The 23,435-nt window shown below is 71.8% G+C and carries 21 protein-coding genes and 2 pseudogenes; 10 read left to right on the forward strand and 13 right to left on the reverse strand.

The features are described 5' to 3' along the window. Positions 1–109 precede the first annotated feature (109 nt). Positions 110–901 carry a cell division protein FtsQ/DivIB gene (locus ABH926_RS06215; protein WP_370364369.1) on the reverse strand — a complete coding sequence of 264 codons (792 nt, stop codon included), beginning with the start codon at positions 899–901 and terminating at the stop codon, positions 110–112. Positions 902–1,044: 143 nt separating this feature from the next. Here ABH926_RS06215 and ABH926_RS06220 point away from each other — a divergent pair, with 143 nt between their 5' ends. Then, positions 1,045–1,596 (forward strand): hypothetical protein, encoded by a 552-nt coding sequence (locus tag ABH926_RS06220; RefSeq protein WP_370364370.1) that lies wholly within the window; start codon positions 1,045–1,047, stop codon positions 1,594–1,596. Between the two features lie 69 nt (positions 1,597–1,665). On the opposite strand, the gene ABH926_RS06225 is transcribed toward ABH926_RS06220, so the two are convergent. Further along, on the reverse strand, positions 1,666–1,965 hold the full coding sequence (locus ABH926_RS06225; RefSeq protein ID WP_370364371.1) for a hypothetical protein: 300 nt from the start codon (positions 1,963–1,965) through the stop codon (positions 1,666–1,668). A gap of 166 nt (positions 1,966–2,131) precedes the next feature. Further along, the gene (locus ABH926_RS06230; protein ID WP_370364372.1) at positions 2,132–2,542 is read right to left on the reverse strand and encodes a hypothetical protein; all 411 of its coding nucleotides are present in this window, start codon (positions 2,540–2,542) and stop codon (positions 2,132–2,134) included. Between the two features lie 115 nt (positions 2,543–2,657). On the opposite strand from ABH926_RS06230, the gene ABH926_RS06235 reads away from it, so the two are divergent. From ABH926_RS06235 to ABH926_RS06250, 4 genes are all read left to right on the forward strand, one after another. Further along, positions 2,658–2,882 carry a hypothetical protein gene (locus ABH926_RS06235; RefSeq protein ID WP_370364373.1) on the forward strand — a complete coding sequence of 75 codons (225 nt, stop codon included), beginning with the start codon at positions 2,658–2,660 and terminating at the stop codon, positions 2,880–2,882. Between the two features lie 192 nt (positions 2,883–3,074). Beyond that, positions 3,075–5,084 (forward strand): hypothetical protein, encoded by a 2,010-nt coding sequence (locus tag ABH926_RS06240; RefSeq protein ID WP_370364374.1) that lies wholly within the window; start codon positions 3,075–3,077, stop codon positions 5,082–5,084. Positions 5,085–5,098: 14 nt separating this feature from the next. Next, complete coding sequence (locus tag ABH926_RS06245) at positions 5,099–6,364, forward strand: S8 family serine peptidase (protein WP_370364375.1); 1,266 nt, start codon at positions 5,099–5,101, stop codon at positions 6,362–6,364. 129 nt (positions 6,365–6,493) lie between these two features. After that, positions 6,494–6,820, forward strand: a complete 327-nt coding sequence (locus ABH926_RS06250) for a hypothetical protein (protein ID WP_370364376.1) — start codon at positions 6,494–6,496, stop codon at positions 6,818–6,820. A gap of 2 nt (positions 6,821–6,822) precedes the next feature. On the opposite strand, the gene ABH926_RS06255 is transcribed toward ABH926_RS06250, so the two are convergent. From ABH926_RS06255 to ftsW, 4 genes and pseudogenes are all read right to left on the reverse strand, one after another. Continuing rightward, positions 6,823–8,022 carry an FAD-dependent oxidoreductase gene (locus ABH926_RS06255; protein WP_370364377.1) on the reverse strand — a complete coding sequence of 400 codons (1,200 nt, stop codon included), beginning with the start codon at positions 8,020–8,022 and terminating at the stop codon, positions 6,823–6,825. Between the two features lie 183 nt (positions 8,023–8,205). Next, positions 8,206–9,615, reverse strand: a complete 1,410-nt coding sequence (gene murC / locus ABH926_RS06260; RefSeq protein WP_370364378.1) for a UDP-N-acetylmuramate--L-alanine ligase — start codon at positions 9,613–9,615, stop codon at positions 8,206–8,208. A 182-nt stretch (positions 9,616–9,797) separates the two neighbouring features. Continuing rightward, positions 9,798–10,880, reverse strand: a pseudogene (gene murG / locus ABH926_RS06265) (undecaprenyldiphospho-muramoylpentapeptide beta-N-acetylglucosaminyltransferase); the annotation flags it as partial. A gap of 9 nt (positions 10,881–10,889) precedes the next feature. After that, on the reverse strand, positions 10,890–12,164 hold the full coding sequence (ftsW, locus tag ABH926_RS06270) for a putative lipid II flippase FtsW (protein ID WP_370364379.1): 1,275 nt from the start codon (positions 12,162–12,164) through the stop codon (positions 10,890–10,892). 231 nt (positions 12,165–12,395) lie between these two features. Here ftsW and ABH926_RS06275 point away from each other — a divergent pair. Then, positions 12,396–13,403: pseudogene (locus tag ABH926_RS06275) on the forward strand (glycosyltransferase 87 family protein); the annotation flags it as partial. A 275-nt stretch (positions 13,404–13,678) separates the two neighbouring features. On the opposite strand, the gene ABH926_RS06280 reads toward ABH926_RS06275, so the two are convergent. After that, a complete protein-coding gene (locus ABH926_RS06280; protein WP_370364380.1) occupies positions 13,679–14,641 on the reverse strand; it encodes a DMT family transporter in 963 nt (320 codons plus the stop codon). 85 nt (positions 14,642–14,726) lie between these two features. Between ABH926_RS06280 and ABH926_RS06285 the strand changes: the two genes are divergently transcribed. Further along, entirely contained in the window at positions 14,727–15,626 is a 900-nt protein-coding gene (locus ABH926_RS06285; protein WP_370364381.1) for an AraC family transcriptional regulator, read from the forward strand. Positions 15,627–15,674: 48 nt separating this feature from the next. Then, entirely contained in the window at positions 15,675–16,322 is a 648-nt protein-coding gene (locus tag ABH926_RS06290; protein WP_370364382.1) for a tetratricopeptide repeat protein, read from the forward strand. A 25-nt stretch (positions 16,323–16,347) separates the two neighbouring features. Here the strand turns inward: ABH926_RS06290 and murD are convergent, their stop codons facing one another. Further along, entirely contained in the window at positions 16,348–17,889 is a 1,542-nt protein-coding gene (gene murD, locus ABH926_RS06295; protein ID WP_370364383.1) for a UDP-N-acetylmuramoyl-L-alanine--D-glutamate ligase, read from the reverse strand. A gap of 13 nt (positions 17,890–17,902) precedes the next feature. After that, entirely contained in the window at positions 17,903–18,871 is a 969-nt protein-coding gene (locus tag ABH926_RS06300) for an ADP-ribosylglycohydrolase family protein (RefSeq protein WP_370364384.1), read from the reverse strand. An 83-nt stretch (positions 18,872–18,954) separates the two neighbouring features. Between ABH926_RS06300 and ABH926_RS06305 the strand changes: the two genes are divergently transcribed. After that, positions 18,955–19,560, forward strand: coding sequence for a TIGR03086 family metal-binding protein (locus ABH926_RS06305; protein ID WP_370364385.1), 606 nt, complete (start codon positions 18,955–18,957; stop codon positions 19,558–19,560). Between the two features lie 8 nt (positions 19,561–19,568). Here the strand turns inward: ABH926_RS06305 and ABH926_RS06310 are convergent, their stop codons facing one another. After that, a complete protein-coding gene (locus ABH926_RS06310) occupies positions 19,569–21,338 on the reverse strand; it encodes a gamma-glutamyltransferase family protein (RefSeq protein ID WP_370364386.1) in 1,770 nt (589 codons plus the stop codon). A 19-nt stretch (positions 21,339–21,357) separates the two neighbouring features. Then, on the reverse strand, positions 21,358–21,981 hold the full coding sequence (locus ABH926_RS06315) for a TetR/AcrR family transcriptional regulator (RefSeq protein ID WP_370364387.1): 624 nt from the start codon (positions 21,979–21,981) through the stop codon (positions 21,358–21,360). Between the two features lie 104 nt (positions 21,982–22,085). On the opposite strand from ABH926_RS06315, the gene ABH926_RS06320 reads away from it, so the two are divergent. After that, positions 22,086–22,508, forward strand: coding sequence for a nuclear transport factor 2 family protein (locus ABH926_RS06320; RefSeq protein ID WP_370364388.1), 423 nt, complete (start codon positions 22,086–22,088; stop codon positions 22,506–22,508). Positions 22,509–22,512: 4 nt separating this feature from the next. On the opposite strand, the gene erm is transcribed toward ABH926_RS06320, so the two are convergent. Continuing rightward, positions 22,513–23,283 (reverse strand): 23S ribosomal RNA methyltransferase Erm, encoded by a 771-nt coding sequence (gene erm / locus ABH926_RS06325; protein ID WP_370364573.1) that lies wholly within the window; start codon positions 23,281–23,283, stop codon positions 22,513–22,515. Between the last annotated feature and the right edge of the window lie 152 nt (positions 23,284–23,435).

Raw genomic sequence — 23,435 nt, forward strand, 5'->3', positions numbered from 1 at the left:
CGTGGTCCGACGACCCTCGCGAGGTCCACATGGATCCGATGAGGGAATACGTATGTTGTCCGATTGCCCGCCAGATCTTAGCCGATCGGGCGTCTCGGATTCGAACTCCTCACGAATACGCCGGAGCCGCCGGAGCACTGAGATCATAGTGCGCGGCGTCATTTCCGATCAGCGCCGCCAGTATCCGAGCCTTGAGATCAGGCTGATCCGGACCGCCCCAGGCGACCGTCACCGAGTGCTGTTTCTTTGTCGAGGGCGTCAGAGTCACGGTGATGGCATAGGGCCCCGTCGCCGACACCGTGAGCACCCGCGAGCGCAGCGGGGCCGGCAGCGCCCGCAGCGCGGCCAGCGCGCCGGCCACGGTCGCCGCGCGGTCGGCGGCCGCCCGGTCGGCGAACTGCTCCAGGTGGATGACCGGGACATGCGCCGGGATCGCCGAGGCGGTGGCCGCTGTGTCGAAGGCCACGCCGTCGGCGTCGACGATCTGGTAGGAGCCGTCGGCCTGCGGCAGGGCCGCGGCGGGCGTGCGCTCTACGATGGAGATCGAGATCGTGTGCGGCAGCGAGCGCTCCACCCACGCGTCCTTCACCCGCGGGACCGCCATCAGCCGGGCCTTGGCCGCCGCGGTGTCCACGCCGGCGACCGGCGCGTGCGCCGGGATCGCGGCGGCGGCCAGCACCTGCTGACGGCTCAGCGCCTTGACGCCGGAGACGGTGGTGGTCCGGACGTCGAAGATCTTGGTGTGCCACAGGATCGAGTACCCGGTCAGCGCCAGCAGGGCCAGGAACACGGCGACCGTCACCGACAGCCGCCGCCAGCGGCGCCGCCGCCGGAGCCGGTCGAGGTAGCGCTCGACCAATACCCTGCTGACCCGCGGGTGGCCGGCTCCGGTCGCGTTCATGGGCCCAGTTTCGCAGATGGGGACGGTGCCGTCGGGCAGGCCGCCTTTCAGGGATTCTCCACGTATTCGTCGTCGGCGGATCCCGATCCCCCATTCGGACCGCGCGGCATGCGGGGCCACGGCGGCTGGCGTCAGATCGAGCCATGGCACTCACCTCCAGGCAGAAGAAGCAGGGGGCCCTGGCGACCGTCGCCGTCGGCACCCTCGCCCTCGGCGGCATCGCGCTGTCGACCCTCGGTCCCACCGCGTCCCCGGCGGACTCCAAGCCGGTCGCCGCCGCGGCCGTGCCGCAGCCGGCCGCCGCGCCCGCCGCGCCGCAGAGTCCGGCCGCGGCGGCGGCGACCATCGCCGTCACCGCCCAGGCCGACAACACCAAGCCCGGCGACGACACCGTGTTCACGGTCTCCGGCGTGGTCACCGGCGCGCAGCCAGGCACGAAGATCCGCCTGCAGCAGCAGAAGCAGTCGACCTCGCGCTCCGCCTCCTCGGCCTGGACCACGCTGGCCTACACGACGTTCACCGACAAGGACGACAAGTTCTCGCTCCCGGTGAAGATGGAGACGGCCGGGTCCTTCAACCTGCGTGTGCTGCACCCGCAGGACAAGGAGGGGCCGCACACCGCGTACTCGATGCCGTTCTCGGTGACCGTGAGCTCGACGACGACCCCGGCGACGACCTCCGCGAAGAAGGGCTGAGACACACCCCCCTCGATCCGCCCGGCCACCACTTAGGCGAGGAGTGGCCGGGCTTCTCGCTGTCCGGGTTCACAGGAACCGCGAGCTCGGCACCGGCCCCGGCGAGCCGATGTACTCCCGCCGCGCGGTGAGCCAGGTGCCCTCGACCCCGGAGACGAAGGCTTCGAGGACGGAGTCCGGGTCCGGCGGAGTCTCGCCGTCGCCCTCGTCGGCGTACGGCTCCGCCGCCGCGAGTTCGGCCGCGATCTCCTCGACCGGACGGCCGTCGGGCTCGGTCTCGACCACCTCGCCGTCAACCATGCGGAAGGCGGCGCCCCACGGCTCGCGCACCGCCTGGCGCAGGAAGCCCACGGCATCGGCGGCGGCCAACCATCAAATACAGCGCCGCGAAGCGGGTCCATAACGGGCGGTGGCGGGAGGCGGGCGGGGGGATCGGTCCAGTCCGTGGCCCGCTCGAACAAGATCTGGCCCGGAGTGCGATCACGCAGCGCGGACAGGATCTCAGGCTCAGATTCGTTGAGGTCGTAGGCGACGATCAGGGTGTCGGGCCGGTCCGGCTCGAACGGCACCGCCGGTAGCCCGAAATACCGCGCCGCCGCCATCCCACGATCTGGCTGTCCCGATCGGGCAGCAGCGAGACCGACTGCGGAGCCGAGCCGTTGGCCGCCAGCACCACCTTGAGCCGGCGCAGCGCCTCGGCGCAAGCCCCGTAGGAGTCGCCGACCATGGCCCAGCGGCCGGTCATGCCCGCGTCGTAGCCGTACGGCGAGACGGTCAGCAGGACGCCGCCGGTGAGCGCGAAGTGCCAGCCGCGCAGGTCCTTCGGCCCGAGCGCGCCGTCGGTGACGGCGGCCGCGGCCGCCCGGACCAGCATCGCGCGCACCTTCTCCCGCAGCGGCGCGAGCTCCTCCCGGTGCTCCCAGGACCGCTCGCAGGCGGCGGCCATCCATCAATACAGCGCCGCGTAGCGGCTCCATAACGGGCGGTGGGGGGATCTGGATGACGCCGGGCTCGCGCTCGGCGGCCTCGCGCAGCGGCCGGACCGCCAGGAAGGCGATCCCGTGCTCGACGCACTCGAACCCGAACTCGTACAGGCCCACCGCCTGCTCCTCGCGGTCGTCGCCGGCGGCGAGCACCCGCTCGGCGGCGACCGTCATGGCGTCGAAGCCCATGGCCCCGGCGGCGTCGCGCAGGACCCGCACGTAATCCAGCAGCGGGAGCGCGTCGCCGTCCACGCGCAAGTGCCGGACCACTCCGGCGATGTCGCCCGCGGCGAGGCACGGTAGCGAGTCCGCCTTATGCCGCGCCCGGGTTTTTCGCAGCGGCCGTCTCGTCCATATGAAATCAGTGAACGAATTTCAGGACTCTTACAACCAGATCCCACCCCTGTGTCGTCGGTACTTCGCGAGAGCACAGGGCTCCGGGGCGCAATGCGCATCCGCGTGCCGGAGCCGTCCGACGATCTGGAGGAACTGCTTGTGCTAGCACGAATCCGTCGAGTCCCGACCCTGGCCACGGCCATGGCGCTGGGCCTGGCCACCGCCGGCGGCGCGGTCGCCGCGGCCGCGCCGCCGGCCGCGGCGGCCCCGGCCTCCGCCCCGGCCCCGGCCCCGGCCCCGCACAGTCTGGCCGGCCCGCAGGCCACCACGCTTCCCAACGGCGACCGCGTCCTGGTCTCCGGGAGCGGTCCGGCCGCGACCATCGTGGTCCAGGCCCCCGACGGCAGCACCGTCCCGGCCGTGCGCTACACGCCCGACACGCACCACGCCTACGTCATCCCGGACTCGGTCCTGTCGAACCCGGCGCAGATGGCCGCCGTCGCGCAGTACCAGGTCCCGGCGCTGAGCACGGCGGGCGCGCCGGCCGCGACCCCGTACTACCCGCTGAGCATCCTGCAGGTCAACGCGGTCGGCCTGGACGGGAAGGCCGCGGACGGCGTGACCTTCCTGACCAATGTCGACGACGCCACCAAGTGGAGCATGCCGGTGGTGGCCGCCGGGGGCATCGCGCGGGTCGCGGTGCCGACCGGGCACTACTCGGCGACGACCGTCTTCGACTCCTTCGACGCCACCACCGGGATCGACACCATCCGCGTGGCGACGCAGCTCGACCTGACCGTCGCCGCCGGCGGCGTCAGCACCCTGAACGCCGACGAGCGCACGGCCACCTCCCAGGTCACCGCCACCACGCCGAAGCCGACCGTGGGCGACTTCGCCGAGCTGGCCTACAGCCGCACCGACACCAAGGGCCTGACCGGCGGCGTGAACGTGATCGCCAGCGGGCCGGTGTACGTCGCCCCCACCTCCACCGCACAGCTCGGCTCGTTCAACTACGACCTGCTGGGCTGGGGCGGCGAGAGCCCCGCCGGAGCCAAGGCCCCGTACCGCTACGACGTGATGTTCCCGGGCACCGACCACGTCGACGCGAACCGGAACTACACGGTCGACGCCTCGAAGCTGACCACCACCCACAACCTCATCTCCACGGACCCGGGCGAGACCCGGCACGAGGGCGAGTACATGATGGGCCCGGTCTCGCCGACCATCGGCGGCATCCAGATCGGCCACCTGGTCACGGTCCCGGGCGACCTGACCACCTACGCCGGGCCGCCGACCGGCGACGCGCAGTGGGCGGCGAGCGTGATCCCGGCCCTGCCGGACCCCTCCGCCGGCTTCCCGGCGGCGCTGTTCTTCGGCCAGAACAGCCCGGTCTACCAGGGCAAGACCGAGGTCTGGCACAACTGGGCGCATGGCCCGCTGACCCCGCAGGCCGGGCAGTTCAAGGACCCGGCCGGCTGCCGCTCCTGCGCTGACGGCGGCACGGTCGACCTGGGTCTGACCGCGCTGACCGACAGCAACCCGGACAGCAGCGCGGAGTTCATGGGCCCGGCCACCGGCCACTTCACGGTCTACCGCGACGGCACCCAGGTGTTCTCCCAGGACAACACCTCCGGCACCGAACTGACCGGCCAGGCGCAGACCCCCGGCACCTACCGCATGGTGTTCGACCTGGACCTGAGCCAGTTCCCGATCACCCAGTCCACGGCGTCGCACACCGACATCACCGTGCCCTACACCCCGACGCCGAACCCGGCGTCGAACCTGCCGGCCGGCGACTTCTGCCAGGCGCAGGGCAGCAGCACCACGCCATGCTCGGTGCTGCCGGTGCTGAACCTGAACTACCAGCTCGCCACCGACGGCTTCAACACCACCCACGGCCCGGTGGGGGCACTGCTGCTGACGGTCGGACACCAGTCCTACGGCAAGGCCGGTTCGCAGGCGGCGATCACGGGCGCGACGGTGTCGGTGTCCTACGACAAGGGTGCGACCTGGACGGCGGCCTCGGTGGTTCCGGCCGGTCAGGGCCACTTCGCCGTGCTGTGGAAGAACGGCGCGAAGGGTGCCACGCCCTGGCTGAAGGTCACCGCCACCGACGCGCTCGGCGGCTCGATCACGCAGACCGTCGCCAACGCGTACACCATCGGCTGAGGGGGATCAGGATCATGAGTCGAATAGGAAACCACCGGCTGCTGGGGATGCTCGGGGCCACCGTGCTGGCCGTCGGCACCGTCGCGGCCGCGGTGGCACCGGCCAACGCCAGCGCCAGCGCCAGCGCCACCCACAGCAAGACTCCCAGCAACATCAAGAACGTGTGCGCCACCGCCAAGCCCGGCTTCGACCGCTGCTTCGCTCAAGCCCGCACCGACGTCAAGGAACCGGCCCACATCGGGCATGCGGCAGGCCTCAACGCCGCCGCGACCACCCTGCCGGCCGGCTTCGGCCCGGCGGACCTGCACTCGGCGTACAAGCTGCCGACCACCGGCGGGGCGAACCAGACTGTTGCGATCGTCGATGCCGGGGACGACCCGACGGCCGAGGCGGACCTTGCGGTCTACCGCTCCACCTACGGACTGTCGGCCTGCACCACCGCCAACGGCTGCTTCACCAAGGTCAACGAGCAGGGCAAGACCACCCCGGTCCCGGCCGACCAGGGCTGGGGCGTGGAGATCGCCCTGGACCTGGACATGGTCTCCGCGGCCTGCCCGCAGTGCAAGATCCTGCTGGTGGAGGCCGACCAGGCCACCGGCGACGACCTCGGCAAATCCGTCGACACCGCCGTCAGCCTCGGCGCCACTGAGGTGTCGAACAGCTACGGCGCCACCGAATCCAGCGTGACGCCCGCCGACGCCGCGTACTACACGCACCCCGGCGTCGCGATCGTCGCCTCCTCCGGGGACAGCGGCTATGGGATCCCGGCCGAACCGGCCGTGTTCTCCTCGGTGATCTCCGTCGGCGGCACCTCGCTGACCAAGGCCACCAACGCTCGCGGCTGGACCGAAAGCGCATGGCAGGGCGCCGGATCCGGCTGCTCCGCCTGGGTCGACAAGCCCTCGTGGCAGACCGACGCCAACTGCCCCGGACGCATGGTCTCCGACGTCTCCGCCGACGCCGACCCGCAGACCGGGCCGGCCATCTACGTCACCGACACCCCCGACCTTGAAGGCCTGCCCTCCGGCTGGAACGTCGTCGGCGGCACCAGCGCCTCCTCACCGTTCATCGCCGGCGTGATCGCGCTGGCCGGAAACCCCGCCAAGTACAACAACGCCTCAGCCTTCTACGCCCCCGGCGCCAAGGCCGGACTGAACGACGTGGTCAGCGGCAACAACGTCACGTTCCAGGACTGCGGCGGCGACTACCAGTGCAACGCCGTCACCGGATACGACGGACCCACCGGACTGGGCACGCCGAACGGTATCTCCGCATTCTGATGTCCCATTGAGTACGCAGCGAAGGGCCGGTGCCTCCCCAGGCACCGGCCCTTCGTCCACCCGCCCCGCCATAATTACGTTCTGGTAGGGTACCGAAATGTAATTCGTCGTCGAAGGGTGGGGATCACCATGACCGCAGATGTGCCCGCAACCGCAGTGCTCCGTGTCTCGTCCGGCAGCTTCGACCCGGCTCTGTACGCCGACATCTCGGCGCTGAGCACGAAGCAGGCGGAGTACCTGATCCCGGCCATCAAGGCTCTGCCGGGGCTTCTGGACTTCGTCGCCGGCGTGTCGCCGGACGGTTCGATGGTGAACTTCAGCGTCTGGGACACCGCCGAGCACGCGGCGCAGATGAACCAGCTGAAGGAGATGGCCGTCATCGCCCGCGGCGAGATGGAGGCGGCCGGCGTGGTGTTCAACCCGATCGTCACCCAGCCGGTCAGCTGGACCATCTGACCTCACGCGGTCGCTTTCCGGTCCCAGTCCACCCGGAAGCGGTGGACTGGGCCGAACATCTTCTCCGGCCGCAGGAACGTCCGCGTCGCGATCGGCATGATGAGGCCGAACACGAACTTGGCGACGGGACCGGCGGTCTTGCCGTTGTTCGTCTTCACCGCCTGCTCCGAGATCTCCTCCACCCTCGGCCGCCGCAGGCTCTCGTACCTGGCCAGCGCCGCCGGCAGGTCGTCGATGTCGCGCAGGCAGCGCGCCAGCTCGATCGCGCTCTCCAGGGCCAGCGAGGCACCCTGGCCGGAACTGGAGGACGGCGCGTGCGCCGCGTCCCCGACCAGCACCATGCGGTCCCGGTACCAGTGCGGCAGCTTCGGCATCCGCTCCATCGGCCCGGTCAGCAGCATGTTCGCCTCGGTGGCGGACTGGAACAGACGGTTGCCGGGCCGGTCGCCGGCATGCGCGGCACGCAGCTTGGCCAGCCACTCCCCCTTCGGGACCGCGCGCGCCTGGGCCAGCGTCATGGGCTGCTCCTGCGGGTGGTTGCTGAAGAAGACCTCTGACCCGTCCGGCTGCGTCCAGTAGCCGTAGAAAGAGTGCTTGCCGAAGGCGAAGCGCATCTCCTGGATGTCGCCGGGCTTGAAGGGCGCAGTCAGGTCGCCGAAGCCGAAGCTCATCAGCCCGGTGTACTCCGGACCCGGCGCCTGCGGGTCGATCAGGGTGCGGACGGTGGAGCGGATGCCGTCGGCACCGATCAGCAGGTCGGCGGTGGCGGTGCTGCCATCGTCGAACCGCGCGGTGACGCCGCCGGCGTGCTCCTGGACGCCGACGAGGCGCTTGCCGTCGTGGACGGTGATGCCGCGCGCGGCGGCGCCGGCCCGGATGGCGTCGAACAGGTCGGCGCGGTACATGACGCGGCTCAGCGGCAGATCCGGCAGCGAGGGCACACGCATCAGGGTCTTGCCGTTGCCCTTCTCCATGACCATGGCGTGCAGCGGATTGCCGACGGCCTCGACCGCGGCCCGCAGCCCCACGGTCTCCAGGGCGGCCAGCCCGTTGGGGGCGACGGTGAGCATGGCCCCGGACCGGTCGGTGGCGGCGTGGGCCTCGTGGACGGTGGCTTCTATGCCGGCCTTGGCCAGGGCGAGGGCGGTGACGGGGCCGGCGATTCCGCCGCCGATGACGATGGCGTTCTTGATGGCTGTCATGGGTCGATAGTTGCATAGAGACTAGTTGCAACGCAACTAGTCTCTGCGGGACGCCCCGCGGGCCGTCCGGAACCACGAGACCACGGCGCCGTTGACCTGCCGATGCGCTGGGATTGCGCTGAGATCGCGCACGAAAAAGGGCGCCCCGTCACGGGACGCCCTGATCTCGAAGTGTGCTGCCGGCTACGCCAGCAGCTTCAGCAGCCGCGGACCGATCTCGGTCACGTCCCCGGCCCCGACCGTCACCACCAGGTCCCCCGGGCCGGCCAGCTCGGCCAGCCGCTGCGGCACCCGGTCGAAGTCGGGCTCGAACACGCTCGCCTCGGGCGGCAGCCCGGTCTCGGCGGCGATCACGTCGCCGCCGACGCCGGGGATCGGCTTCTCGCCGTGCGCGTACACGTCCAGCACCACGACCGCGTCGGCGACGCCGAGGGCCGGACCGAACTCGTGCAGGAACGTGTTGGTGCGGAAGTAGCGGTGCGGTTGGAAGGCGGCGATCACGCGGCCCTCGCCGGCCAGTTCGCGGGCCGCGGACAGGATCGAGGCGATCTCGGTCGGGTGGTGGCCGTAGTCGTCGTAGACGCGGACGCCCGCGGCCTCGCCGAGGAGCTGCATCCGGCGGCGGGCACCGCTGAAGCCTGCGACGCCTTCCAGGTACGGCTTGGGGTCCACGCCGAGGGCCAGGGCCACGCCGAGTGCGGCGGCGGCGTTGAGGGCGTTGTGGCGGGCCGGGATGCTCAGGGTGATCGGGCCGTGGGTGTCGGCGGCCGTGACCAGGGTGAAGGTCGGGTAGCCGCCGGCGGTGCCGATGTCGGCGACCCGGATGTCGACCTCCTGGTCCCCGCCGTAGGTCAGCACCTTGATCCCGCGCGCGGCGGTGCGCTCGGCGATGGCCCGGGCGGCCGGGTCGTCGGCGTAGCAGACCAGGGTGCCGCCGGGCTCCAGCCGGTCGGCGAAGTCCTGGAACTCGGCCCGGACCTGCAGCACGTCGGCGAAGTGGTCCGGGTGGTCGAGCTCGATGTTGGTGATGACCGAGACGTCCGGCCGGTAGTGCGTGAAGGTGCCGTCGGACTCGTCGGCCTCGGCGATGAGGATGTCGCCGGACCCGGCGTGCCCGGACTCGCCGGTCTCGCCGAGCTCGCCGCCGATGACGAAGCTCGGGTCCAGCCCGGCGTGCCGCAGTGCGACGGCGACCATCGAGGTGGTGGTGGTCTTGCCGTGGGTGCCGGCCACGGCCACCGAGCGGTACCCGGGCATCAGCGAGGCCAGCGCGGAGGCCCGGTGCAGCAGCCGCAGGCCGCGCGCCTCGGCCTCGACGATCTCGACGTTGTCGACGGGGATGTCGCCGGAGACCACGACGGTGTCGACGCCGTCCAGGTTCTCCGGCGCCTGCCCGATGGCGATGACCGCGCCGAGCGCCCGCAGCTCCCTGACTGTCGCGGTGTCCTTGATGTCGCTGCCGGACAGCGGCAGGCCGCGGCCGAGCATGGCGCGGGCCAGCGGGGCCATGCCGACGCCGCCGATGCCGACCAGGTGGATGCGGCCGAGGTCGGCGGCGGGGACCACTTCGGAGGGGGCGGGGAAGCGGGTCATCGGTCGCCGTCCTTGGTGTCGGCCGGAGTGGTGTCGGCCGGAGTGGTGCCGGTGTCGGTGCCGGTGCCGGTGCCGGTGCCGGTGTCGGTGTCGGTGTCGGTGTCGGTGTCGGTGGCTGCTTCGGCGGCGGCCTCGGCAACAGCAGCGGTCTCGGGGGCTGCGATCCCGGCAGCCGTCCCCGGCCGCTTCTTCCCCGCGGCCGCGAACACCAAATCGACGATCTTCTCGTCCGCGTCCCGGATCCCGAACCGCCGCGCGGCCTGGCTCATCGCCGTCAGCCGCTCGCCGTCCAGCAGCAGCGGCACCACGTTCGCGGCGAACCACTGCGGCGTCAGCGCGGCGTCGTCGATCAGCAGCCCGCCGCCGGCCTCGACCACCGGCGCGGCGTTCAGCCGCTGCTCGCCGTTGCCCACCGGCAGCGGCACGTACACCGACGGCAGTCCGACCGCGGCCAGCTCGCTGCACGTCATCATGCCGCTGCGGGTCATCGCCAGGTCGGCGGCGGCGTAGGCGAGGTCCATCCGGTCCACGTAGGGCCGCGCCACGTACGGCGGGCCCGCGGGGTCCTGCTCTATCGACACCGAGTTCTTGTCGCCGTAGGAGTGCAGCACCTGGATGCCGGCGTCGTGCAGCGCCTTCACCGAGGCGACCATCGTGTCGTTCAGCCGGCGCGCGCCCTGCGAGCCGCCGGTGACCAGCAGCGTCGGGCGGTCGGGGTCCAGGCCGAAGGCCGCGCGGGCCTCGGCGCGCAGCGCGGCGCGGTCCAGGCCGGTGATGGCCGGACGCAGCGGCATGCCCACGCAGGTGGCGCCGGGCATCGGGACCGCCGGGTTGCCGGTGAGCACGTGGTCGGTGAACTTGGCGCCGACCCGGTTGGCCAGGCCCGGGCGGATATTGGCCTCGTGCACCACGATCGGCCGCTTGGCCCGGCGCGCGGCCAGGTAGGCCGGCAGCGCCACGTAGCCGCCGAAGCCGATGACGACGTCCGCGTCCACGTCCGTGATCACCTGCTGCGCCGCCTTGACGGTGCCGAGCAGCCGCGAGGGCAGCGTCAGCAGCGCCGCCGAGGGCTTGCGCGGCAGCGGAACCGCCGGGATCAGGCGCAGCTCGTACCCGCGGGCCGGGATCAGCTTGGTGTCCAGGCCCTTCGCGGTGCCGAGCATCGTGACCCCGATCGAGGGGTCGGCACGCCGCAGCGCGTCCGCGGTGTTCAGGGCGGGTTCGATATGCCCGGCGCTGCCGCCGCCGGCGATGACCACATGCACCCGGCCACCCTATCGGTCGGCCGGGGCCGTTTCCGGACGCGGTGCGGTGACGCCGCGGTCGCGGACCGTGGCCGGGTCGGTATCGATCCCCGGCAAACCAATCGGCTCCGGGCGGCGTCTGGCGAAGGACATGAGCATCCCGACCGCCGTCAGCGAGGGCAGCAGGGAGGACCCGCCATAGGAGACGAAGGGCAGCGGCACCCCGGCGATCGGCAGCACGCCGGTCACCGCCCCCAGATTGATCATCATCTGCGCGGCCAGCCAGACCGTGACCGAGGCCGAGACCAGGCGCACGAACGGGTCGTCGGTCCGCAGCGCCATCCGGATGCCGGCGTAGGCCAGGGTGAGGAACAGCGCCAGCACGGTCAGCGCGCCGATCAGCCCCAGTTCCTCGCCGATGATCGCGAAGATCATGTCGGTCTGCACCTCGGGCAGCTGCCCCCAGCGCTGTTTGCTGGCGCCCAGGCCCTCCCCGAACCAGCCGCCGCTGGCCAGCGCCTGGAAGGCGTGGATGGCCTGGTACCCGGTCCCGCCGGGGTCGTTCTCGGGGCTGAGGAAGTTGGTGAACCGGCGCACCCGCGAGGGACGCATCAAGATGGCCAGCGCCGCCAGGCCCATCGCGGAGGCCACCATGATCGAGAACAGCCGCCCCGGCGCCCCGGCGGTGAACAACAGGCAGAACACGATGGCGACGATGATTATCGAGGTCCCCATGTCCCCGCCCATCATCACCAGGGCGATGATCACCACGGCCCCCGGCACCAGCGGCACCAGCAGGTGGTCCCAGGTGGTGAGCAGCTTCTCCTTGCGCACCAGCAGGTCCGCGCCCCACAGCACCAGCGCGAGCTTGGCGAACTCGCTGGGCTGCACCGTCAGCGGCCCGATGATCAGCCAGTTCTTGTTCCCGTTGTGCGAGGACCCGACGGCCAGCACCAGCAGCAGCGCCAGCACCGTCCCGACCAGTGCCGGATAGGCCAGCGCCCGGTAGGCCCTCGGCGGCAGCCGCGAGGCCCCCCACATGAGCGCCAGCCCCAGCACCGCGGAGATCGCCTGGTTCTGGATCGAGGACAGCATCGGCCGGCCGTTGACCAGGTTGTTCACGCTCGAAGCCGAGAACACCTCCAGCAGCCCGATCCCGAGCAGCAGCAGCACCGCCCCGACCAGCAGGTAGTACGAGGTGAGTTCGAGGTCGAACAGGGATCTCAGAACCGCGCGACGGGCCCGCAGCGCCCGGACGGCGTTCTTCAACGGCGACGCCGGCGGGCCCGAGGCCTGTTCACTCATGGTCCTTAGGGTAGCCAGCCGCCCGGCGGACGGGGTGTCAGCTCGGGGCAGGGTGTCGGGGCGGCGCTATTACCAGATGGACCGGGCGCCTTTATCCCATAGTGCGGAATTAATCACTGCCGATTTACGCGGGGCTAATAAACAGCGGCTACAGTGAAGATCGCATTGCCTGCGTGAATCGCGTTAGGCAACACCTTGTCATGCTCGCAGCCGTTCGGGGGTCCGTTCCGCATGTCACAATTACACACTGCCATCGGAACCTTTCGCAACGTCAGCAAAGCCGCGTTCGTCTCCCTGCGCCGGAGCGAACGCGTTCGTTATTCGGGCATTGCTTCTCAGAACACGCGTATCCCGCGCGGCAGGACGCTCGCGGTGATCGGCGTCGTGGCTTTCGCGCTGTCGGTCTGGCTGCGGATCGTCGTGGTCTCGGCGCATCCGTCGAACCTGTGGCTCACCATCGACCTCGGGGTCTACTACGACGCCGGCAAGTCGCTGGCGCACGGCCAGGATGCCCTGTACTCCAGCGGATTCGGTCCGGGCAACCTGCCCTACCTCTATCCCCCGCTCACCGCGCTCGGGTTCCACGAGCTGACCTGGCTCGACTTCGACCAGGTCAAGGTCCTGACGGCGGCGGTGAGCATCGGCTGCCTGGTCACCGTCGCCTGGTCGGCGTGGGGCATGCTCGGCTACCGGGCGGGCTTGGGACGGCTCGGTGCCACCGGGATCGTCGCCGCCGTGGTCATCTGGCTCGAACCGGTGCACTCGAACCTGAACCTCGGGCAGGTCAACGTACTCCTGATGGCCCTGGTCGTCGCGGACCTGGCGCAGTCCGACCGCCGGTGGACCAAGGGCGTGGGGATCGGGCTGGCCGCGGCGATCAAACTGACCCCGGGTCTGTTCATCGTCTACCTGCTCCTCACCCGGCGGGTGCGGGCGGCGATCGTCGCCACGGGCACCTTCGTGGCGGTCAGCGGCGGGGTCTGGCTGGTGCTGCCGAAGGCCTCGCACGAGTTCTGGTTCCACGCCGTCGGCATCACCCCCTTCAGTCGCGACTACGCCGCGAACCAGTCGCTGCAGGGCATGTTCCTGCGACTGCTGAACGACAGCGACAACGCGGCGAAGTACCCGTGGCTGCTGGCCAGCGCACTGATCGTGGTGGCCGGGCTGGTCGCCGCCGCGCTGGCCGCGAACCGCGGCGCCGAACTGCTCGGCGGCTGCGTGGTCGCGGTCGTGGCACTGGAGGTCTCGCCGATCTCCTGGACCTGCCACTGGGTGTGGTTCGAGCCGCTGGTCGTGCTGGGCGTGCACACGGCGCTGCGTTCGCGGCAACGCCGGGCCCTGGCCTGGGTCACGGTGTGCACGCTCCTGGCGCTGGCGTGGCCGATGCGGGTGAACGACTCCGGCGGTTCGGATCCCGCCCTGCCGCTCATCCCGACCGGACTGATCAACTACGCGCCGCGCCTGCACGGCCGCGAAGAAGCCTGGGATCCGTTCCAGATCCTGTACGGCAACGGCTACGTGCTCGCCGGAGTCGTCCTCGTCGTGGTCGCGCTGGTCCTGGAGCTCCGCCGCCTCACCCGGAGTGACGCCTTCCCGGCGAGCGCCGCGCCGGCCAGCAGCACCACGGCCCCGGCGGCCTGCACGGCGGTGAACGACTCGCCGAGGAACAGCGTGGCGCAGGCCGTGTTCACCGCGGGGACCAGGAACATCATCAGCGAAGCGCTGGCCGGGCCGACCGCGGCGACCCCGCGGTAGTAGAAGACGTTCGCGACCGCGGTGGCGCCGATCGCCAGGTAGGCGACGTTGACCCAGACCCCTGAGGGCAGCGAGCCCCACCGCACATGCCCCAGATCCGGCGCGGCGACCAGGGCCAGCAGGACGGCGCCGGTGCAGGTGGCGTAGGCCATCGCGGTCAGCGGCTCGATACCGGCCAGCACCTTCGGCGCAGCCAGGGTGAACGCCGCCCAGCACACCGCGCTCAGCACGTACAGCAGGTCCCCGGCCAACCGGTGCGAACCGCCGCCGGCGCTGTTCGCGCCGACCAGGTAGGCCGCCGCGCCGGCCAGGCCCAGCGCCAGGCCGACCAGGCGGCGGCGCGAGGCCTTCTCGCGTCCGCTGACTACCAGGAACGCCGTGGTCAGCACCGGGCTCATGACCGGGATCAGGATCCCGCCGTCCAACGACGGCGCCAGCGACAGGCCCCAGAAGAAGAAGCCGTTGTAGGCGAAGACGCCCAGGACCCCGGCCAGGCACGCCCGGCCCGCGGCGCGCGCGCCGACCCGCGGGGACCGGCCGGTCAGCGCCATCGCGACCAGGAGCGCGATCGCGCCGCCGCCGAAGCGGAGCGTGGCGGCCACGGTGTGCGGGACGTGATCGACCACGGCCTCCGAACTGGAGAACGCGCCGCCCCACAGCATCATGGTCATCGCGAGGAACAGGTAGGGGTTCGGCTGTCCGGCCGACCGTTGAGCTGACATGCCCCGATCCTGGCCCGCGTCCCAGCATCCGGTCTTGAACGCTCGTGCGGCGACGAAGACGCAGACCCGGGGCACAATGAGGGGCATGGCGGGGACCGCGGCGAACTCCCGAGGCTGGGCCGAGTACTGGCGCGACGAAACCCGCGGCCTGGAGGCCATGCACGCCCGCTTCCGCGACCACGTGTACGCCCCGCACTCGCACGACGCCTACTCCTTCGGCGTCACCGACGCCGGCGCGCAGCAGTTCCACTGCCGCGGGGCCCTGCACACCAGCGCCGCCGGCATGGTGATGGCCCTGAACCCCGACGACCCGCACGACGGCCGCGCCGCCGCCGACCTCGGCTACCACTACCGCATCGTGCACGTCTCCCCGCGGATCGTCCGCGCGGTCCTGGCCGACGCGGCGGACCCGGCCGACGGCACCGACCCGCTGGACGCCGCCGCCCCGCTGCCGTTGTTCACCGATCCGGTGCTGGGCGACCGGCGCCTGGCCGACTCCATCGCCCGCCTGCACGCCGCGCTGGCCGCCGACGCCAGCCCGCTGGCCCGCGACGAGCGCCTGCGCGCCGTCATCCTGGGCGCGCACCTGCGCGGCGCGACCAATCGGCCGCGTATCAGGACGCTGGCCGACGCGGCGCAGCGCGAGGCTGCGCGCCGGGCCCGGGACCTGATGCGCGAGGCGTACCCGGAGCCGCTGTCGGTGGAACTGCTCGCCGCGGCCGCCGGGTGCAGCAGGTTCGCCCTCTACCGGGCCTTCTCCGCCGAGTTCGGCATGTCCCCCAGCGACTACGAACGCCAGCTGCGCCTGCGCCACGCCCGCGCGCTGCTGGCCACCGGCGGCACCCCGGCCGACGTCGCGGCGGCCACCGGCTTCGCCGACCAGGCGCACCTGGCGCGCTGGTTCAAGCGCGCGTACGGGATCACGCCGGGGGTGTTCGCACGGGGCGCGGGCGGCCGGACAGCCCATCTCGGATCTGCCCTCTGATATCAGAGGGCTACCCTCGAACAGACGAGCGGCATACCTTGTCTGACCATGAGCTACGAAATCCCGCCGGAGGCCCACCGCCTGCACGCGGAAGGCCGCTCCGCGGGCTCCCGCGGCGACTACGACCTGGCGCTCACCCTGCTCGGCCGGGCCGCGGCCCTGGCGCCGGACTGGCCCTACCCGCCGTACGACGCGGCCTTCACGCACCTGATGCGCGGCGACACCCGCGCCGCCCAGAACCTGTACGAACGCGTGGCCAGCCTGTCCCCGACCGGCTTCTTCACCTGCCGCACCACCCTGGACATGCTGCGCCGCGAGCACGCCGGGCAGCTGGCACCGGGCTTCTCCAGGTCCTTCGTGCAGCTGGAGTGGCTGGAAGACCGCGTGGAGAAGACGCGGATCCTGCGCGGCATCACGCAGCGCTTCCCCGGCTTCCCGCCGGCCTGGAAGGAGCTCTCGCTGCTGCTGGAGGACCCGCAGGACCGGCTGATCGCGATGGACAACGGCCTGGCCGGCGACCCCGACCCCGAGACCCGGACCACGCTGCTGCTCAACAAGGCGGGGCTGTACGCCTCGCTCGGTGACGTCATCGCGGCCACCGCGCTGTACTCGGTGATCGCCGACGATCCCGATGTGACGCCGACCGGGGCGGCTTTCGCCAGGGCTTTCCGGGACAATCGGATGCCCGGGCAGTAGAGCGCCCGCTCCCGGCCTCCCCCGCCTACTCCCCGGCCTCTGCGGCTTCCCCTGCTTCTCCAGCTTCCCGCGCCTTCATCTCCCGCACCGCCTCGGCGAACACGTCCCCGCGCTGCCCGTACGACGTGAACATGTCCATCGACGCGCACGCCGGCGCCAGCAGCACCGTGTCCCCCGACACCGCCATGGCCCGCGCCGCCGCGACCGCCTCGGCCATCACCGCGGCCGCCTGCTCCGGGCCCGGGCCGCCGAGGTCCACCACCGGCACCTCCGGCGCGCGGCGGCGCAGCGCCTCGGCGACCAGGTGGCGCTCGGCGCCGAACAGGACCGCGCCGCGCAGCCGCTTGGCGTGCCGCTCGACCAGGTCGTCGAAGTCCGCGCCCTTGGCCAGGCCGCCGGCCAGCCAGACCACGTGCTCGTAAGCGCCGATCGAGGCCGAGGCGGCGTGCGGGTTGGTGGCCTTGGAGTCGTCGACGTAGTCCACGCCGTCGACGGTCGCGACCCAGGCGATGCGGTGCGGCTCGGGCCGGAACTCGCGCAGCCCGTCGCGCACCGCCGTGGACTCCACGCCGTAGGCGCGGACCAGCGCGGCGGCGGCCAGCGCGTTCGCGATGTTGTGCGGGGCGTGCAGCTCGACGTCGTAGACGGTGCCCAGCTCCGCGGCGCTGGTGCGGCGGTCGGGCACGAAGGCCCGGTCGGCCAGGATGCCGTCCACCACCCCGAGCATCGACAGCCCCGGCGCGCCGAGCGTGAACCCGATGGCCCGGCAGCCCTCGACGACCTCGGCCTCCTCCACCAGCCGCACCGTCTCCAGATCGGCGGCGTTGTAGATGGCGGCGACCTGGCAGTTCTCGTACGCCCGGCCCTTGGCCGCGACGTAGTCGGCGTACGACCCGTGCCAGTCGATGTGGTCCGGCGCGATGTTGAGCACCACCGAGGCCAGCGGGCTGAGCGTCGAGCTCCAGTACAGCTGGTAGCTGGACAGCTCGATGACCAGCACCTCGAACGGCTCCCCGGCCTCCCCGGGCTCCTCGGCTTTCCCGGCCTCCCAGCCGGCCTGCCCCCGCAGCACCGCGTCGAGCACCGGGTACCCGATGTTCCCGCACGCCGCGACGTTCTTCCCGGCCTGCTTGAGCATCGCCTCGGCCATCCGCACCGTAGTGCTCTTGCCGTTGGTCCCGGTCACGACCAGCCACGGCGCGTAGCTCCCGTCGGCCAGCGGAGCCCGCAACCGCCACGCCAACTCCGCGTCGCCCCAGATCGGCACCCCGGCTTCCCGCGCCGCCGCCACGATCGGCGCCGAAGGCGGCAGCCCGGGACTCACGACGAGCAGCTCGGTCCCCTCGGGCAGCGTGTCACCGTCGCCCAAACGCAGCGTGGCCCCCTGCGCGGCAGCCTGCGCGGCCCGCGCGGTGGTCGCCTCGTCGTCGTACCGGTCGATCAGCGTCACCCGAGCCCCGCGCGCCAACAGCGCCGCCGAAGCCGACAACCCGACGACCCGGGCTCCGACGACGGTGACGGCGGCGCCGTCGAACTGCACAGGACCGGGGGCGGAGAAGGGGTTCATGAGGGAAAGCCTATTAGGTCGAGGCCCCCACCAGCCGCTCGGCCAGCACAACCAGGTCCGCACACCGCAGAACCCGGTCGCCCCAGCCGGGCACCGGCACGTGCAGCGCAGCGGTCCACCGCGCCGGAATCGCCCCGGCCCCGTACACGGCCCCGGCCAAGCCGCCGGTCACCGCCGCCACAGTGTCGGTGTCTCCGCCGAGGTCGATGGCCGCGCGCAGGGCCGAGGCGAAGTCCGGGGTGTTCCGCAGCGCCCAGACGGCAGAGGCCAGACACGGCCAGACCGCGCCGTTGAACTCGGTGGCCATGCTCGGATGCCAGTCGGGGGCGAGGATCGTGGCGTAGCGGTCGCGGTGGTCGGGGTGGATCTGCGCGACGACTTCGGGCAGTGCGGCGAGCGGGTCCTGTCCGGCGAGGGCGAGGCGGACCAGTTCGTGGAACACAGCGGTTCCCTCCCACGCCGCCCGGTCCCCGTGGGTCAGGGCCGCGATACGCCGCGCCGCGTCCATCGTCGCCTCGCGGCCGGCCGGTGCGAAGTACACCGCCGACGTCGAGGCGCGCATCAGGGAGCCGTTGCCTGCGGCGTGGCCGGTGATCCAGAAGTGCAGGCCGGCCGCGCTGTCCCAGGGGTCGCCGCTGGTCAGGACGGTCTCGGTCTGCAGGCCGATGTCCTTGGGGTCCCCGGCCGCCCAGCGCTGGAACCGCTCGAAGGCGTCAGCCGGGTCCAGGCCGCCGCGCTCCAGCAGCGAGTCCGCGACCAGCACCGCCATCTGGGTGTCGTCGGTGGCCTCGCCGGGGTCCCAGCCGCCCCCGCCCCGCATCTCATCGGGCTGCGGTTCGCCGACCGGGTACTTCGCGGAGAACACCCCGGCCGGCCCGAACTCGAACGGCGCTCCGAGCGCGTCGCCGACCGCCGCCCCGACCACGGCTCCGATCGCGGCTTCGATCGACCGAGCCGTCCGCCCACCCGCCTTGTGCGTCACCTGCGCATCCTAAGCGCCAGCTCACAGCCCCCTCACCCGCTTTTAAGTGGACCAGCCCCGCCGGACCGGCGGATCATCGGAGCATGACCGATATCAGAGACCTCAACGCGCGTGCGGTGCGCGACAGCATGGACATTGTCCGGCAGGTGCAGGTCACCGATCTGGGGCGGCCGACGCCCTGCGCGGGCTGGACGCTCGCGGATCTGCTGGGCCACATGACCGTGCAGCACCGGGGGTTCGCGGCGGCGGCGCGGGGGGATGGCGCCGAGATGAAGCACTGGGAGTTCGCGCCGGCCGGGGCCGATGCCGTGCAGCAGTACCTGGCGGCGTCGGAGGACGTGCTGGCGGCGTACGCGGCGCTCGGCGGGGAGTTGGACGCGGTCTTCGATCTGCCGGAGTTCAAGATCGATCCGCCGCGCTTCCCCGCGCGCGTGGGTATCGGCTTCCACTTCATCGACTACGTCGTGCACGCCTGGGACGTCGCCGCCACGCTCGGCGTCGGCTACGTGCTGCGGCCGGAGCTGGAGGCGGAGGCGCTGCGGATCACGCTGGCCGTGCCGAACGGCGACAACCGCGCCCCCGCCGGTGCACCCTTCGTGCCCGCACTGGACATCCCCGAGGACGCCTCGACGCTCGACCACATCCTGCTCTACCTCGGCCGCACGCCCGACTGGCGCCCGGCCGCATAAAGAGTCTTCTACCGCCCCACCGCATACCCCTGCATCCCCCGAGGATTGGCCCCCGCGCGCACCAACCCCCGCTCCGGATCCCGCCCGACCGCGCACATCCGCCCCAGCGACCAGTCCTCCGACACCACCACCTCGTGCCCCCGGCGCCGCAGCCCGTCCAGGACCGCGGCGCCGAGCCGCGCCTCGGCCACGACCCGCCCCGGGTAGGCCGGCCGCGGGTAGAACGACTCGGGGAAGTGCGAGCTGTGGAACGTCGGCGCGTCGATCGCCTCCTGCAGGTTCATCCCGCCGGCCACGTGGTTCAGCACGAACAACAGCTGCCACTGGTCCTGCTGGTCCCCGCCGGGCGACCCGAACGCCAGCACCGGCTCCCCGCCGCGCAGCGCCAGCGTCGGCGACAACGTGGTCCGGGGCCGCAGCCCGGGTGTCAGGGTGCTGGCAAGCCCGTCCTGCAGCCACGTCATCTGCATCCGCGTCCCCAGACAGAACCCGAGCGCGGGAATCACCGGCGAGGAGTGCAGCCAGCCGCCGCTAGGCATCGCCGCGACCATGTTCCCCCACCGATCCACGACGTCCACATGCACCGTGTCCCCCCGCGCCTCCCCACGCCCCGCGCCGGAGGCGACCGGCTCCCCGGTGGAGGCATCGACGGGAATCGGAAGGTCGGGACGCTCCGGAAGCACCGGCACACGCCCCAGCGGCGACCCCGGACGCAGCTCCAGCGAAGCGACCTCCCCGATCAGCGCGCGCCGCTCGGCGTTGTACTCCGGAGAGAGCAGAGCATCCAGCGGGGTGTCGAAGCCGTCGCCGTACCAGGCTTCCCGATCGGCGAAGGCCAACTTGGCGCCCTCGACCACCCGATGGACGAAGTCCACACTCCCCGGTTCGAGCTCCTGCCCCTGCAACAAAGCCAACTGCTGCAACAGAACCGGCCCCTGCCCCCACGCACCGGTCTTGCAGAACGTATATCCGCCGAAGTCATAACGCACCGGCTCTTCATAAGAAGGCTGCCACGCCGCCATATCAGTACCCGTAAGTACTCCGGCATGGTCGGCCCCGGAGGAGTCCCGCCACGCCGTCCGCGCAAAGGCATCGACAGCCTCGGCGACGAACCCCTGCCGCCACGCATCCAATGCGGCATCGATACGCGCCGCGCGCGTAGACCCGGACGCGTCGGCCAAGCGCTGGTAGGTGGCAGCCAGCGTCGGATTCCGGAACACCGATCCCGCAGCCGGAACCGCGCCGCCGGGAAGGTAGACGTCAGCAGAAGTCGACCAATGCTCCCGGAACATCTGCTCGATATCCGCAATGCATTGCGATATCGCCGGAGTGACCGGATACCCGTCCCGCGCATAGCCGATGGCGTAAGCGAGAACCTCCGCGAGCTCCATGCTCCCGTGGTCGCGGAGCAGCGTCAGCCACGCCGGCACCGCCCCCGGCACGGCCGCGGCCAGCAGCCCCGAGCCGGGCACCAGCCCCAGCCCGAGCTCGCGGAAGTGCTGAACGCTCGCCCCGGCCGGCGCCACCCCCTGCCCGCACAACACGGTCGGCCGTTTGTCGTCCCCGCGCGCGAAGATCACCGGCAGATCGCCGCCGGCCCCGTTCTGGTGCGGCTCCACGACGTGCAGCACGAACCCCGCGGCGACCGCCGCGTCGAACGCGTTGCCGCCGCGCTCCAGCACCGCCATGCCCGCCGACGAGGCGAGCCAGTGCGTGCTGGAGACCATGCCGAACGTACCGCTCAGCTCCGGACGTGTGGTGAAAGTCGGCGTCATCATCCCACCCTCCTGCCGACCCTTACCCTAGGCGCGGACGCAACCCGTCGGCCACCAGCCCCGCCACCCGCGGCACGTCCGCCGAGGGCGCGGCGCGCGCGGCGGCGATCGCGCCGATCACGAGCGCGTGCAGGTCCTCGACGTTCACGTCGGGGCGCACCGCGCCGGCGTCCTGGGCCCGGCGCAGCAGAGCGGCCAGAGCGCCCTTCAGCTCCCCGGCGATGCCGGCCGTCGCGGCCCTGATGTCTATGCCGTGGCTGGTCAACGCCTCGGCGAGGTCCATCTTGTCCTGCGCGTCGACGGTCATGGTGAGGAAGAACGTGTAGAACGCCGGACCCGGGTCCGGCTCGGCCAGCGCGTCGCGCACCTCGGCCAGCATCGTCTCCATGCGGGCGATGAGCACGGCCGCCAGCAGTTCCTCCTTGGTCGGGAAGTGCCGGTAGACCGTGCCGGCGCCGACCCCGGCGCGCCGGGCGATCTCGTCCAGCGGCACGGCCGGACCCTCGGCGGCGAACGCCTCGGCCGCGGCCTGGAGCACCCGGGCACGGTTGCGGCGCGCGTCGGCGCGCAGCGGCCGCTCGGCCGCCGACACGCCCCGCAGGTCGGCTCTGTCAGCCCCCACATCGGTTTTCGCGGACCCGTTCACAGCGCCAGAGTAGACCCCTCGACAACCGGGGCGGTCGCCCCGTATCGTTCCGGTCAGCGAAACGGGGCGCTCGCCCCACTTAGCTTTCCCGTCAGGAGAACGCCATGTCCGAGCACGTCCGCACCACCCGCGAGACCATCGAGCTGATGCTGCGCACCGCCGTCGAGGGCAGCCGGGACGACCTGGCCGACCTCTACGCCGAGGACGTCCTGGTCACCAACCCCTTCGCGCCGGAGGGCCTCCGGGAGTCGCGCGGCAACGAGGCGCTGCGCAGCCGGATGAAGACCTTCGCGCAGTACCTGGACTACACGGAGATCAAGAACGTGATCATCTACGAGACCGTCGACCCGCAGGTCGCGGTCGTGGAATTCACGGTCGTCGGCACGCTCGTGCCCACCGGCGAGGGCTTCGAGCTGCCCTCGATCAACGTGGTCCGGGTGGTCGACGGCCTGATCGCCGAGTCCCGGGACCACAGCGACGGGACGCGCACGGCCAAGCTGCTGGAGGCCATCCAGGCCGCCGCCTGATCCCTCAGTCCCGCACCAGCTCCCACAACCGGGCCCAGTCCTCGGCCTGAAGGTCCTTGGGCAGGGCCCGGGCCGGGATCCGGCTCCGGCGGACCCACTCGCGCAGTTCGGCCCGCCGCACCCGGCCGGTCCGCCCGATCATCTCCTCGACCCCGCGCCCCGACGCCTGGAAGACCTGCTTCACAAAGGCCTGATACCCGGGCCGGCCCTGCACCAGCGGCTCCGGACGGCGCCACATGGTGAGCAGCCCGGCGTCCACCGACGGCACCGGCCGGAACGCCGAGGCCGGGATCCGCCGGACCAGCCCGAAGTCGTACCAGGGCCACCACGACGCGGTCAGCATGCTGGCCCCGCCGACCCCGGCCCGCCGCCGCGCCACCTCCCACTGCACGATCAGCACCGCGCTGCTCCAACCGCGCTCGGCTAGCAGCTTCCTGATGATCGCGGTCGTGAGGTGGAACGGCACGTTACCGACGATCGTGTGCGGCGCGGCCGGGAAGCGGTACCGCAGGACGTCGGCGCGGACCACGTCCACGTCCGGCCGGCGCTCGAACCGCGCGGCCAGCCGCCGCACCCGCCGCGGATCGATCTCCAGCGCCGTGAGCGGCCGGTCCAGCCGGGACAGCGGGCCGGTCAGGGCGCCGTCGCCGGCGCCGAGCTCGACGATCGGGCCCCGCGTCCGGTCCCGGACCAGCGTGCCGATCGCGGCGATCAGGCCGGGGTCGGCGAGGAAGTTCTGTCCGAGTTCATGGCGTCCGCCGACGAACCCGGACATGGAGGAAGAAGTCTTTTGGTAGTGCACGTGCTGCTCCGCGGCATTCTCGCGTTCGAAGCCGGGCAGCACTCAACGACCGCACCGGCGTGGACTCGGATGCGGCGGGAATCGCGGATCAGGAGATCGGCTACCCGCCGTCAGGCGCGGGTGCG

The sequence above is a fragment of the Catenulispora sp. GP43 genome, from assembly GCF_041260665.1.
In the GTDB taxonomy this organism is placed as follows: Bacteria; Actinomycetota; Actinomycetes; order Streptomycetales; family Catenulisporaceae; genus Catenulispora.

Coding starts and splice junctions, on each gene's coding strand:
- ABH926_RS06215 (WP_370364369.1), bottom strand. CDS start 901: ATGAACGCGACCGGAGCCGGCCACCCGCGGGTCAGCAGGGTATTGGTC.
- ABH926_RS06220 (WP_370364370.1), top strand. CDS start 1,045: ATGGCACTCACCTCCAGGCAGAAGAAGCAGGGGGCCCTGGCGACCGTC.
- ABH926_RS06230 (WP_370364372.1), bottom strand. CDS start 2,542: ATGGCCGCCGCCTGCGAGCGGTCCTGGGAGCACCGGGAGGAGCTCGCG.
- ABH926_RS06245 (WP_370364375.1), top strand. CDS start 5,099: ATGAGTCGAATAGGAAACCACCGGCTGCTGGGGATGCTCGGGGCCACC.
- ABH926_RS06250 (WP_370364376.1), top strand. CDS start 6,494: ATGACCGCAGATGTGCCCGCAACCGCAGTGCTCCGTGTCTCGTCCGGC.
- ABH926_RS06255 (WP_370364377.1), bottom strand. CDS start 8,022: ATGACAGCCATCAAGAACGCCATCGTCATCGGCGGCGGAATCGCCGGC.
- murC (WP_370364378.1), bottom strand. CDS start 9,615: ATGACCCGCTTCCCCGCCCCCTCCGAAGTGGTCCCCGCCGCCGACCTC.
- ftsW (WP_370364379.1), bottom strand. CDS start 12,164: ATGAGTGAACAGGCCTCGGGCCCGCCGGCGTCGCCGTTGAAGAACGCC.
- ABH926_RS06280 (WP_370364380.1), bottom strand. CDS start 14,641: ATGTCAGCTCAACGGTCGGCCGGACAGCCGAACCCCTACCTGTTCCTC.
- ABH926_RS06285 (WP_370364381.1), top strand. CDS start 14,727: ATGGCGGGGACCGCGGCGAACTCCCGAGGCTGGGCCGAGTACTGGCGC.
- ABH926_RS06290 (WP_370364382.1), top strand. CDS start 15,675: ATGAGCTACGAAATCCCGCCGGAGGCCCACCGCCTGCACGCGGAAGGC.
- murD (WP_370364383.1), bottom strand. CDS start 17,889: ATGAACCCCTTCTCCGCCCCCGGTCCTGTGCAGTTCGACGGCGCCGCC.
- ABH926_RS06305 (WP_370364385.1), top strand. CDS start 18,955: ATGACCGATATCAGAGACCTCAACGCGCGTGCGGTGCGCGACAGCATG.
- ABH926_RS06310 (WP_370364386.1), bottom strand. CDS start 21,338: ATGATGACGCCGACTTTCACCACACGTCCGGAGCTGAGCGGTACGTTC.
- ABH926_RS06320 (WP_370364388.1), top strand. CDS start 22,086: ATGTCCGAGCACGTCCGCACCACCCGCGAGACCATCGAGCTGATGCTG.
- erm (WP_370364573.1), bottom strand. CDS start 23,283: ATGTCCGGGTTCGTCGGCGGACGCCATGAACTCGGACAGAACTTCCTC.